The following is a 12,609-nucleotide window of genomic DNA, read 5'->3' on the forward strand; positions in this document are numbered from 1 at the left end:
TAAAACATAAGGAAAAAAATGATGATAATCGGGGGGAAATGATGTTAAAGCCAAGATTGACCAAGTACATGGTGATGATGCTGGTGTTGATGCTGAGTATTTCCAACGTAGGCTTGGCCGCTGCGGCAGATAAAGAACTGTCCAAAATTGTGGTTTCCAAGAATGAGATGTCGCTCGAAGTTGGTGATTCTGGGTCTGTTACGGTGACAGGGGTATATTCAGACAATACCTCGGCTAATGTAACGATTAGTACAACCTGGAGTAGCGAAGATACTTCGATAGCAACTGTATATAATGGTGCAATCACGGCCAAAAAGGAAGGTAAAGCGACGATTACCGCAGCTTACCAGGGTCAGAGTCAGACTGTTCAAGTGAAAGTAACGAAGAAGGTCAAAGCCCTTTCGAAAAACGTGCAAAGTCTGGATTTGCGCACGGGAGATACAAAAGAAATTATTTTGACAGCAACGTATAGTGACAATGAAACAAATAATGCAGCAGCAAGTACTGCAGAATGGTCTACCAGTGATGAGAAGGTTGCTACCGTTGTGAATGGTAAAGTAACTGGACAAAGCGCGGGTACGGCAGTTATTACTGCGAAAGTTGGCAGCCAGAGCGTGACCGTGGATGTTAACGTTGAAGTGGTTAAACGTGTAGATGTAGATAAACAGCAAGTTAACTTGCTGTTGAACAAAAGTGAAAGTGTGAAAGTGACGGCTACGTATCCAGATGGCACAACCAAAGATGTAACCGATCTGGCGGAGTGGACATCCAGCAATGAGAAAGTCGCGGACGTTCTTAAAGGCGAAATTACAGGATACTCGGCAGGTTCTGCCAAGATCACAGCCAAATACGGTACGAAATCAGTATCCGTTGACGTGGATGTGGATCTGACCAGCAAACTGAGTGTGGAGAAACAAAGTATTTTCTTCCGTTTGAGTGAGACAACCAAAACGGCTAATGTCGTTGTAACGGCTTCTTATCCAAACAGCAGCGATGTGAATGTAACGGATCAGGCAACATGGACATCTAGCAACGAGAAGGTTGCAACGGTATTTAAGGGACAGATCACAGCCATTAGCGCAGGTTCAACAACGATCAAAGCAACCTATAGTGGAAAAACTGTAGAAATTGCTGTAGATGTAGATACGGCAAGATATCTGGATATCAAAGATGTAAATGACAAGCTCGCCATGAGTGTTACCGGTGATAACAAGTCTAAGACATTGGTAGCCAATGCCGAATATATTGATGCCAGTACAGAAAATGTAACTTCCAAAGCAACATGGACTTCAAGCAATCCAGATGTCGTATATGTATCAAACGGCGATCTGATTGCATACAAATCCGGTACGGCTACGATCACTGTAGCTTATGGCGGTAAAACGGTTAAATTCACAGTGAATGTAGACGTAGCAGACAAGTATGAGATGGACAAGAAGAAAGCATCGGTAGCCGTTGGTGGAACGACTTCTGCCAAAGTACTGGCGTTGTATGGTGAAACATCCAAAGATGTATCTGAAGATGCAACTTGGAGCAGCAGCAGCGACAAAATCGCTGAGGTAGATAGCAAAGGGGTTATCACAGGTGTTGCTACAGGTAAAGTAACCATTACCGCGAAGATTGAAGGCAAAACACTGACTCTGCCTGTTGAAGTAGGTATGGCTAGTGGACTGGAAGCAGATGTGAACTTCGTTGTTCTGTCTGCCAAAGAAACTCAGACGATCCTTCTAACAGGTACGGATGAGGACGGCAACACGCTGGATGTAACATCCGAAGCAACCTGGAAATCCAGCAATGCACGTGTAGCAGATGTGAAAAAAGGCGTGATCACAGGTAACAGCAGTGGTAAAGCCAACATCACAGCAGAATACGGCTCCAAAAAAGTGACGATCCAAGTTGAAGTGGATGTCATCACACGTATTGAAGCTTCCGAGCCGGTTCTTTCCCTGAAATCAGGCGATACAGCTGATCTGACGGTAACTGCCTTCTTGAGCGACGGTAGCGAGCGTGATGTTACGGACAAAGCTGAATGGAAAACGAACAGCTACAAAGTAGCTCAAGTGACCAAAGGTAAAGTCAAAGCTACAGGTTCAGGTAAAGCCAAAATCACAGCAAAATACGGTAGCAAGTCTGTCACCATTGCTGTAGATGTGGATACACTGAAATACTTGCAGACGGATAAAGTAACGTTGACCATGAAACCTGGTGAAAAGGTAACTGTGGCGGCAACTGCAACGTATGCCGATGGCAGTGAAGCTAATGTATCCAAACCGGCTCTCTGGAAATCTTCCCGTATTGCAACAGCATCGGTGAAAGACGGCATCATTCAGGCAAATGGCAAAGGTAAAGCAACGATTACGGTGACATTTGCAGGTGTGAAAACCAAAGTGACGGTAGTGGTTGAAGCGAAGTAATTGCTTTTCCAAATGTGAGTGTGAAACGCGCAAATAAAAACGGTGATGCCAGCTAATAGCTGGTATCACCGTTTTTTGTTTATAAACTAGGCATGTCTTCAAGCGCTAACGAATCTGAAACGTCTTATTCAGGGGTCTGGAGCGTTTACAGAAATCTAAGGAATCTGAGACACGTTATATCGGAAATTACAGTCTTTTATAGCACTTTTGTCAGGTGATTGTGGTAAATAACGTGTCTGATATTCCTTACAATTTATAAAGAGGACCTAAAGACCAAATAAGACGTCCTGAGTTCCTTAGAAAATGAAAATAATCTAGCCATTCGCCAACGTCCGGAACCCTTGCATACACCACCCTATTACAGAGGTATAACCAAGTGGTTCTGTGACGTTCCCTGTATGTTCTACTACTACATCGTGTGAGATAGTACCAGTGCACCATAGGCAAAAGCGATCACGATTAGAATGGCCGGATGCAGCTTGGTCTTGGTCATAACCCAGAGCGAGATGCCGGCAATGATCAATGTCTGCCAGATGCCGATGGAATCAGTGGATAGCTGTCCAAATTCCCATGTAAGCAGAATCATGAGTACAGCGATAACAGGCTGCACGAGTAGGGTCATGCCTTTGACTTTTGGTGACGTGCGATGTTTGTTCAACAGACGAAGTAATATAATTAGTGCAGTTGCGGAAGGCACGATTGTGGCAAAACTTGCGATAAATGCCCCAAACCAGCCTGCTACGTGGTACCCGACAAATGCAGCAATTTTGGTTGCAATCGGCCCGGGAAGGGCGTTACCAATCGCCAGTACATCACCGAATTGCTCTGTGGTCATCCATTGGTAATGGTTCACAATCTCTTCCTGCATTAGCGGAATGGATGCCGGGCCGCCCCCATATCCCAAGATGTTTGCTACGAAAAATCCCCAAAATAATTCCCACCATGTCTGGAGCATCCTTAGGACACCCCCTTATCAGACTCGCTTTTGGACTTGAAGCGCTGAACCAGATCCAGATGGAAGACACCATATCCAAGGAAAACAGCGATCACAATCCCCGGATGGATATCCAGCAGCTGCAATAGTACAAAGGCAATTACGCCGAATAGGGCGGCAAAAACTTTACCGAGTCCCTTCCAGGCTTTCATGGCAAATTCATAAGCCATCATGCCCAGCATGACAAAAATGACCGGCCGCACGGCGGCTACCATGCCTGCTACCACTTTCGACTCGCGTAGCGCGTACATGGAACCGAGCAGAGCAATAATGGCAATACTTGTCGGCAAAATATGAGCGAGTACGGACACAATGGCGCCCAGCACCCCTTTGGTTTTATAACCGAGATATGCGGCCATCTTGGTCGCGATGGGACCCGGAAGGGCATTGGCGATTGCCAAAATCTCGCCGAATTCCTCATCACTGACCCATTTGTAACGCGTAACGGCTTCGTAACGGATCAACGGAATAACCGAAGGGCCACCGCCATATCCCAGAATTCCGGTCCGTACCATTCCGATGACGAGACCGTTGTAATCTTTCCAACCCATACTGATGTCCTCCTAGAGTCTCATGCCCATCCGGCTTTTATAACGTTTTAACAATAGCTGTGATTCCACTTTGACGATACCCGGCATCTTATAGAGCTTCTCCAGCAAGAATTGCTCCATCTCTTCCATATCCGCAAAAATACCGTGCATGTGCAGGGTACTCGGACCTGTCATATGATAAAGGCTGGTGACGGCTGGCTCTTCGTCTAGTTTCTCAGCAACTTCATCCAGGAAGGGCGGTTCAACATCGACATTGAAAAAGGCCGAGACCTGAAGCCCAACCTTGCCAGGGTTGATCACAACGGTGAAGCGTTCGATGATTCCTTTTTCGGATAAAGCATTAATGCGTGCCTGAACAGCCACACGTGACAACCCGATCTGTGTACCCAGATCCGTATAGGATATCCGGCTGTTGTGGTGAAGCGCGGCGATGATTTTGCGATCCATCTCGTCCAGATTGTACATTTGTGGAATTTCTCCTCCTTTGGAGGAGCGTTTCTCTGACATGTTGACCATCCTTTTCTCTCGCTATATGAAATGAACAATGAAATTTTACTAATCATACAATGTGTATGTGGCATTCATAGTTTAATGACGAATCGTAACTGGAGTCAATCTATTTATCATGATTATTGAATTTAACCGATTTTGAGCCTTCATTTTGTCATTTCGACCAATCGGAAATAAAAAGACCACTCGCACAGTCCAATAGCGAGCAGCCGTTAAATAATAGATAAGCTGGAGCGAAGCGCAAAGTGTGATACGAAGCATGTCCGGTTATACTTGGGCTGTCTTGGGCAATAAAAGGGTAACGGTAGTCCCTTCGCCAGGCTCGGAAGAAACTCTCAACGTTCCTCCTGCACCACGGGCACGCTCTTCCATACTGAACAATCCAACGCCATTGCCAGCGGTTGCTTCGCTGAATCCGGCACCCTGGTCTTCAATAATAACCATCGTCATGTTCTCAGCGTCTTCTATAGTAACACGTGCCTCGGCAACATCGGCATACTTCGCGACATTGGTTAAGGCTTCCTGAATAATTCGGTAGATGGCTATCTCCCGGTTCATCTCCAGTCGTTTGCGCAAATTACATTCCAGATCAACTTCGATCCCGTAGTGACGGGTGTAATTCTCGATATACGTACGAATCGCCGGAACAACGCCCAGGTCATCCAGAACGGATGGTCTCAGCTCCCATGCCATACCGCGTACATCTTCCATGATACCCGTGACCTGCTTACGAAGTGCTTCAACCCCGGGTTGAGGCTGGTCTGCCAGCAGTCGGTCCATCTGAATCACCAGAGAGAAGAGACTCTGTCCAATCCCGTCATGCAGTTCACGCGAGATCCGGCGTCGTTCCTCTTCCTGAATGTTCATCACTTGGGACATCATCTTTTGCAATTCGGCTTCGACGGATTTCAGCTTGGTGACCTCGCTGCGTACAGCCAGGTATTGATAGGGCTCCCCGTCGTTATCAAGGAAAGGCACGATGGTGGTGTTGACCCAATAATGACTGCCATCTCTGGCACGATTGAGAATTTCCCCGTTCCATACCTTACCTGAGGATATCGTGTCCCACAGGTTTTTCATAAAGCTTTTGCCATGGTATCCGGAATTAATGATTCGATGATCCTTACCGATCAGTTCCTCGCGCTCATACTGCGAGATTTCACAGAATTTATCATTCACATACTGGATTTTCCCCTTGCGGTCTGTCAGGGCTACAATGGAGGATTCATCCAAGGCAAATTTCAGATCACTCAGTTGATGCAGGGAACCCTTCAACCTGCTGCGAAATTCATTATCCGTAATGTGATCATCGATTTCGTTCAGCAGGAGGCGTACGGGCTGGTCTGCGAGACCACTTAATCTGTTCTTGCGTGCACTACTCAAAGTTCAGCAACCCCTTTTTCATAGCGAACTTCACCAGTTCCGGTCGTGTACGCAGGCCAAGTTTCTCCATCAGATTGCTTTTGTGGGATTCGACCGTTTTGACACTGATGATCAGATGTTCGGCGATTTCCTTGTTGGCATAACCCTTGGCAATCCAGGACAAAATCTCTTTCTCCCGCTCGGATAACGTGTCATACGGTCCGGCGTTTTCCTGTTTGGCTTTGTCCAGGTATTCACTCATCAGCCGCTTGGTCGCACTGGGGTACAGATAGGCGCTACCCTCTGCTACGGAACGAATCGCAGCAAGCAATTCTTCATGCGGCGCACTTTTGAGTATATATCCGGATGCTCCCGCGTGGATGGCGCGGAACAGATATTCTTCATCGTCATGCATGGTTAGTATCAAAATGGAGACATCTGGCATTAATTTCTTCAATTCAGCGGTAGCGGTCAGACCGTCTTTGCCTGGCGGCATGCTGAAATCCATCAAGACCACATCTGGTTTCAACTCTTGAGCCTTGGCAATGGCTTCATCGCCATCTGCGGCATCTCCAACGATATGTATATCATTCTTTCCTTCAAGTAAGGCGATCAGCCCGGAACGCACGACAACATGGTCGTCTACAACTAATAGTTGAATCACATGATATCCCCCTGTCCGCTTCCTTAGTTCTATCTATATCATAACAAAAAAAGAAGCCATTCAGAGCTTTAATCTCCGAATAGCTTCTCTTACGCTCTAGTTCAAACCTTTATCCAAACACCTTCGGCTGAAGATGTAGAGCGACGTGTTCCGTCTGCCGGATCATATCCGGGGAGAAGGTGCAGGGCAGTCTGCTGCCAACGAGCAGCACGGCGCCAGGCACGCTTCCTTCCTGGAACACAGGTACCGCTATGGCACTTACCAACCGCTCAGCAAGCATTAACGGGCAACGACCGGGTGTATGCTCCCCGGTGGATTGGGCATCAGATCGAGCTGTGCGTCCAGTCCGAAGGGCTGTGCCCACCAGATCTTGTCCGGGGCGCATCTCCATGCGTTTCACCCGTTCATTACTAGCCCCAGAGGTGTACTTCCAGCGTAGCATCGTCCCATTCAGACAGGCAAGTCCACAGAAGTCGCTGGATGTGTTCAGGCGCAGGCCGTCGATCATCTCCTGAATGCCAGATGGCAGTTCATCATGCATGAGAGGACACTTCCTTTTTCGAAATTATAACGTACGTAACGTGGAATTATTATCATTAACCTTTCAGGATCATCTTAAAGTAAGGGTATTACAATGTTAGTTCTATTGTAGACCCTTTCTCTTACGTTGTAATTCAGGGAAAACCCCTATTTCCGTTCCATAATCTACTGAACTTGGGCAGTGGAGGACTCCTGAGTCAGGTGCACCAAGGGATTGAAGAAATGCGAAGGATGAGGCATATCGGTGAAATGTGACTTTTCTCACAGCAAACTCAGGGAGTTTCTCGTTAAGGATCAGGTAATCCCCCGATAACCCTCGCGCTACTTTCGCGGTATGATGGATACATAAGGAATCACCGAGGGGGACGAAGGTTATGGGTACAGTATTTGTAGAAAGAACAACCCAAAGAACAGAGCAGAAACAAACGGAGGCGGGCAAAATGACACGGGAAACAGGCGGAATCCTTTCGTTCGTTACACCTGAGCAATGGGACCTGATTGAAGCAAAAATGCAGCCTAAACGGGTGAAGTCGGGATATAGTCTCTTTCTCGAAGGCGATGAAGCCGGATATCTGTACTACATTCGTTCGGGACGAGTGAAAATGACCAAGTCGACGGAGGATGGCAAGGAAATTATTTTATCCATTCAGCAAAGCGGCGATCTCATCGGTGAATTCGGCGGCATCGGCGGATTGAATCATAGCTACAGTGCAGAGATGGCGGAAAAAGGGGAACTGGCCATTATCTCGCTTAGCGATCTTGAAAGTATACTCAGCAAACATGGCGACCTTGCCTTGAAATTCTTGCAATGGATGGCGCTGTCGCAACGGATCACCCAGTCGAGATTCCGTGATTTGCTGCTGTATGGCAAGGCGGGTGCGCTCGCTTCGACACTGATCCGTGCCAGCAATTCGTATGGCAGGGTCACACCGGATGGTATTGTGCTGGACATGAAGCTGAACCATACCGATCTTGCCGAGATGATTGGAGCTACCCGGGAGAGCGTAACACGGATGCTGGGGGCATGGAAGGAACAAGGTACGCTGGATATGATGGACGGCAAACTGATGATTCGTGACCTGGCAGCCCTGCGCTGTATGTGTGGATGTCCTACATTCCCGAGCTGTCCGGTAGAGCTGTGCCGGTTGTAAAATAACTTGTTCCGGTGTTCCGAGTTGAGGGAAGAACAACGGTTGCATCCCTGAGGAACAAATTTGATTTGGAATCCAAATGAGGCTTCAAGGCTTCACCTCCATTGGCGATTGGGGTCGTTACGGAGAATAAGAAAAGAAAAGCTGGCGTCCCATATATGGGAGTCAGCTTTTTGTGTTTCTTTGAAATTGCTCATGTGCATATTCACTGGAGAGAATCGAATAGATCACAGAGTCATGAAAGGAACCTTTGTAGAACCAGTGCTCCCGCAGCAGACCTTCACACTGCATGCCAATCTTCTTCATGACATTCTCCGAAGCAGTGTTATGCGGACGACATTTGGCGTAAATCCGGTGAATGCCCAGTTCGTTGAAACCGAAGCCTAGTAGAGCACTGGCTGCTTCGGCGGCATAACCTTTCCCTTGGTAAGCGGGGTTAAGGACATAACCGATCTCTGCATTGGTTTTCTCCATAACGTGAATACCGACTCCGCCGAGGAGTCTTCCATCACTTTTCAAACATATCGCCAGTTCATAGCCTTCTCGTGGTTTGGTCTGCTGCATGTCCAACACAAACTGCACATAAGCTCGTGTATCCTCTTCGGTATTCGGCCCCCACGCTGTATGCTGTGTAACTTCCGGCATGGATGTGTAGCTATGTATACTTTTCCAGTCTGTCTCCAGAATATCCCTGATGATGAGTCGTTCGGTCTCCAATTGCATCGTTGTTCACTCCTATATCAATTGAACTAAAGAATATTACACTTGCCACTCCGATGACAGAACAACCTTCCGATCGCTGTTACCCCCAGATTTTTTTGATCCCCTTTTTCAAAAGGGAAAATCCGGGGATAAAGGCGAACGCTCCGCTTCTTCAGGTTATTTCTGTCCTCTCCGTTTCTCTTGTAAATGTTTAGATCAATTATATTGTAAAATAAAAATAGCCCAATAACCGATTCATGTAAAGAATGGGTTATTGAGCTATGTAACTATAAGGCATGCTATTGTGGTTGTTTACATTGAACTGCAGGATAAGTATAAGCCAGCTTACGGATAATTTCCTTTTGCCATCTCGTATCACCCAGATTGGTTGCCAGGTTCAGAAGATCCAAATAATCGTCAAGCTGCAGATCAGCCTTTTGCAGAGTTGTATTCATTCGATGTTCGTTCCCCTTTATCTATAAAATCGTAAAATCATATGCAGTAGAAAGTTACAAAGAGACAAGTTCAAGAATGATAATCATTATCATGTTTATATATTCATTATGCAATGAACGCTGGCAAAATGCAATCCCAAGTCCGCATCGAATTTAACTTTTTTCTGAAAATAGGCTCATCCACAGCACATAGGGAATGTATACACCGAGATATGCAGACGGATACAAGAACCAGCCATTCAGCAGGAAATGGTGAATCTCGGTGGTGAATGTGGTCATATGAGCATTCGTCGCATACACATCACCAGCGATGACGGTTGCCGCACTGTAGAAACAGAGTAGCGCAAGAATATGGAACACTCGGGTAACCATTCGGGAACGAAGAGCAACATAAGCCATAATCAGCGGAACAATCAACAAGAGTATCAAAAATACCAATTTCATCATCGTTTTACTCCTTCGGTAAATGGAATCCTAATGATAATCAGTATGGGCCAATAGACTCAACTTCTAAACTTTTTCATAAACTTTACAAAAAGAAAGAGGAATTCAGCATATGAACAATTAAATTAAAGGAGGATAACCCATTATCAGGTAATTTGGAGGAGGAGAAAGGGAATATGAAGAAGGCGTTATGGCAGCACTGGATCGGGGCATTCCTGGTCTTTATCATGATGGCAACCGCACTGCTGGGGCCGGGTTCGCAAAGTCCGGTACAAGCTGCAGCACCACTTACGGTATCTCAGGCCATCGCTGCCCAGAGCGGTGGAGGAACAGCAACGGTTGAAGGAATCATTGTTGGACATGCTACCGGGTCGCTTACCGCGAAGTTTACATCTCCGTATGCCAATGATTTTAATGTTCTGATTGCGGATTCAGCGTCAGAGCGGACCAACGCCAGATTATTGGATGTACAGATTCCCTCATCTTTCCGTTCGCAATATGGATTGGCGTCCAACCCCAGTCTTGTAGGCAAAAAGATCATCGTAACCGGAACCCTCGGTGCCTACAACAGCTATGCAGGAGTCAAAAACCCAACGTCCATCACACTTTCCTCCGGAACAACCAATCCTGATCCAGAACCGAACCCGGGCACAACACTGCCGGACGGTACCGGCAAGAAAGTATTGTTCGATAATACCCACGCCCAGACAGCAGGTGCTGCCGACTGGATTATTGACGGGGCATTTTCGGATTTTGCGAACGGTTTGCGAAACGCAGGCTTTGCCGTGGATCAGCTGGAACGCAGCATCCCGTATACATTCGGTGAGCAAGCCATCACCTATAATAAATTGAAAGATTACGACGTCTTTGTCATCGGAGAAGCCAACGTGCCGTTCAAAGCGACTGAGCAGGCTGCGCTGGTGCAGTACGTGCAGAACGGAGGAAGTGTTTTCTTCATCTCCGACCACTATAATGCAGACCGCAACAAAAACCGCTGGGATTCTTCCGAAGTATTCAACGGTTATCGCCGCGGTGCCTTCCTGAATCCGGCCAAAGGCATGTCTTCGGCTGAAACCGAATCACCAGCGATGCAGAGTGTGACGAGTTCAGACTGGCTCGCGACGAACTTTGGTGTCCGTTTCCGCTACAATGCTCTTGGAGATGTTAATGCATCGGATATCGTTGCACCTGCACAATCCTTTGGCATTACGGCTGGTGTCAATTCTGTAGCCATGCATGCGGGATCGACCGTTGCGATTATAGACCCGAACAAGGCCAAAGGCTTGGTCTATGTACCAAGTGGTGTGTCCAAGTGGGGCAATGCCGTGGATCAGGGCGTATACAATGGTGGTGGACGAGCTGAAGGAGCCTATGCAGCCATTGCAAAGGTTGGTGCGGGCAAAGCCGCATTTATCGGTGACTCTTCACCTGTGGAAGACGCTACTCCGAAATATTTGCGTGAAGAGACCGGTGCTACCAAGAAGACCTACGATGGATTCAAAGAAGTGGATGATGCAACTTTCCTTGTGAATACCGTGAAATGGCTCGCGGTCAAAGAGAGTTACACCAGTCTGGCACAAGTGCCAGGACTGACATTGGATACGGCAACAAGCCTGCTTCCTATAGAAGCTCCGGCTGCATCAACCGAACCGCAACTTGAGCCATGGGCTGCACCTGCGGCGGGATACAAATGGTATGATCCGACTACATTTAAGACAGGTTCATACGGCAAAGCGCAATAAGTGAAATAGACATCAAATAATGCGAGTAGGGTCTGACCGTGGAGTTTTGCGGACAGGCTCTTTTTTTGCTTATTATATCAGTTACAATGAAGCCCATGATTAGCTCCTACAGCCCTGCCATTGCATAAATATCTGCTCCAGAGGGGAAGGTATGGGTACTAATGATGCGGCGTGAAGCCCAACATAACCTAGGAGGCGGCGAATGATGACTCAGCAAGCAGACTGTGACAGTTCCTCGATGAGGCAGAAGCTTAAGGCAGACCTCCATCGTGTAGCAGAGCGTATGAATCTGACGTTATCCCAATTTGACAATGACAGTGCCTGCCTGCTGGGGCAATTTGCAGAGATTCGAGCGGAAATCAAGCAGATCGAGGTGCTCGCCTCTTCGTTTTATCTGGATTGTTATCTTTCGCCCTTTACAGAGAAGTTTGCCGAATTAACATCGAGCGTACAGCATCTATCTGACCGGAGATATGGGGCGTTGATTGTGATTGAACGGGAGATTCCGTTGGAGTCGATCATTCACTCAGGCGTAACTGTGGATGCAAGAGTGACACATGCACTGCTGGAATCGCTGTTCATTCCCGGTGCACCTCTGCATGATGGGGCTGTGTTGATTCGTGGTAATCAGATTGTATCCGCTGGTAATGTGCTGCCGTTGTCGCAAGCGGAAGTGCATGAACGAAAAATAGGCACTCGTCATCGTGCAGCACTGGGACTCAGTGAATTGACGGATGCGGTTGTGTTGGTTGTCTCCGAGGAGACAGGACAGGCTTCATTCGCTGTGGATGGTGATTTGCATCCAATCAATGTGGTTGAAACGCTCCCTTAAATGAGAAGGATCAAGTGGCCTACATGGGCGATTAAGTTAAGGCTGTTGAGGAAAGTGTACCTTTCTCCTGTAAGGGAGAGAGGTTTTTCTATTGATAGACGATAAAATTATAATCTGAAATTCTACAGCTTTGCTCCCGCCATATGAGAAACATCGATCGATGCTTCTCTGACATTGCGATGTGATTTTGCACAAACTGGGTATTCATGGGTACAATAGAGGATGGTCAATGAATAGAGAACAATGCG

At 47.2% G+C, this 12,609-nt stretch carries 13 protein-coding genes; 4 read left to right on the plus strand and 9 right to left on the minus strand.

The annotated features are described in order from the left end of the window. Positions 1 to 38 precede the first annotated feature (38 nt). Positions 39 to 2,414, plus strand: a complete 2,376-nt coding sequence (locus tag MKY44_RS01980) for an Ig-like domain-containing protein (RefSeq protein WP_341005852.1) — start codon at positions 39 to 41, stop codon at positions 2,412 to 2,414. Between the two features lie 409 nt (positions 2,415 to 2,823). On the opposite strand, the gene MKY44_RS01985 is transcribed toward MKY44_RS01980, so the two are convergent. The 6 genes from MKY44_RS01985 to MKY44_RS02010 form a co-directional block, all read right to left on the minus strand. Further along, positions 2,824 to 3,369 carry a chromate transporter gene (locus tag MKY44_RS01985; RefSeq protein ID WP_017691072.1) on the minus strand — a complete coding sequence of 182 codons (546 nt, stop codon included), beginning with the start codon at positions 3,367 to 3,369 and terminating at the stop codon, positions 2,824 to 2,826. A gap of 2 nt (positions 3,370 to 3,371) precedes the next feature. Further along, positions 3,372 to 3,959, minus strand: coding sequence for a chromate transporter (locus MKY44_RS01990; RefSeq protein WP_315939344.1), 588 nt, complete (start codon positions 3,957 to 3,959; stop codon positions 3,372 to 3,374). Positions 3,960 to 3,971: 12 nt separating this feature from the next. Then, positions 3,972 to 4,466 carry an Lrp/AsnC family transcriptional regulator gene (locus tag MKY44_RS01995; protein WP_036616550.1) on the minus strand — a complete coding sequence of 165 codons (495 nt, stop codon included), beginning with the start codon at positions 4,464 to 4,466 and terminating at the stop codon, positions 3,972 to 3,974. A 270-nt stretch (positions 4,467 to 4,736) separates the two neighbouring features. Continuing rightward, the gene (locus MKY44_RS02000; protein ID WP_341005853.1) at positions 4,737 to 5,852 is read right to left on the minus strand and encodes a PAS domain-containing sensor histidine kinase; all 1,116 of its coding nucleotides are present in this window, start codon (positions 5,850 to 5,852) and stop codon (positions 4,737 to 4,739) included. Beyond that, complete coding sequence (locus tag MKY44_RS02005) at positions 5,845 to 6,495, minus strand: response regulator (RefSeq protein WP_017691068.1); 651 nt, start codon at positions 6,493 to 6,495, stop codon at positions 5,845 to 5,847. Before MKY44_RS02005 ends, MKY44_RS02000 begins: the two co-directional genes overlap by 8 nt. 109 nt (positions 6,496 to 6,604) lie before the next feature. After that, complete coding sequence (locus MKY44_RS02010) at positions 6,605 to 7,036, minus strand: GAF domain-containing protein (protein ID WP_341005854.1); 432 nt, start codon at positions 7,034 to 7,036, stop codon at positions 6,605 to 6,607. A 373-nt stretch (positions 7,037 to 7,409) separates the two neighbouring features. Here MKY44_RS02010 and MKY44_RS02015 point away from each other — a divergent pair, with 373 nt between their 5' ends. Continuing rightward, positions 7,410 to 8,186, plus strand: coding sequence for a Crp/Fnr family transcriptional regulator (locus MKY44_RS02015; protein ID WP_240662277.1), 777 nt, complete (start codon positions 7,410 to 7,412; stop codon positions 8,184 to 8,186). A gap of 165 nt (positions 8,187 to 8,351) precedes the next feature. Here MKY44_RS02015 and MKY44_RS02020 read toward each other — a convergent pair whose 3' ends face one another. The 3 genes from MKY44_RS02020 to MKY44_RS02030 all read right to left on the minus strand — a co-directional run bounded on the left by MKY44_RS02020 (position 8,352) and on the right by MKY44_RS02030 (position 9,790). Next, positions 8,352 to 8,909 (minus strand): GNAT family N-acetyltransferase, encoded by a 558-nt coding sequence (locus tag MKY44_RS02020; protein ID WP_341005855.1) that lies wholly within the window; start codon positions 8,907 to 8,909, stop codon positions 8,352 to 8,354. Positions 8,910 to 9,187: 278 nt separating this feature from the next. Further along, positions 9,188 to 9,343: a hypothetical protein gene (locus tag MKY44_RS02025; protein WP_017691064.1), complete on the minus strand. Its 156-nt coding sequence runs from the start codon at positions 9,341 to 9,343 to the stop codon at positions 9,188 to 9,190. Between the two features lie 153 nt (positions 9,344 to 9,496). Further along, entirely contained in the window at positions 9,497 to 9,790 is a 294-nt protein-coding gene (locus tag MKY44_RS02030; protein WP_074093165.1) for a hypothetical protein, read from the minus strand. 224 nt (positions 9,791 to 10,014) lie between these two features. Between MKY44_RS02030 and MKY44_RS02035 the strand changes: the two genes are divergently transcribed. Both MKY44_RS02035 and cdaS read left to right on the plus strand, forming a co-directional pair. Then, positions 10,015 to 11,529, plus strand: a complete 1,515-nt coding sequence (locus MKY44_RS02035; protein WP_341009762.1) for a DUF6359 domain-containing protein — start codon at positions 10,015 to 10,017, stop codon at positions 11,527 to 11,529. 202 nt (positions 11,530 to 11,731) lie between these two features. Then, positions 11,732 to 12,361: a sporulation-specific diadenylate cyclase CdaS gene (gene cdaS, locus MKY44_RS02040; protein WP_315371026.1), complete on the plus strand. Its 630-nt coding sequence runs from the start codon at positions 11,732 to 11,734 to the stop codon at positions 12,359 to 12,361. The last annotated feature ends 248 nt before the right edge of the window (positions 12,362 to 12,609 follow it).

The sequence above is a fragment of the Paenibacillus sp. FSL R7-0026 genome (assembly GCF_038004485.1).
In the GTDB taxonomy this organism is placed as follows: Bacteria; Bacillota; Bacilli; order Paenibacillales; family Paenibacillaceae; genus Paenibacillus; species Paenibacillus xylanexedens_A.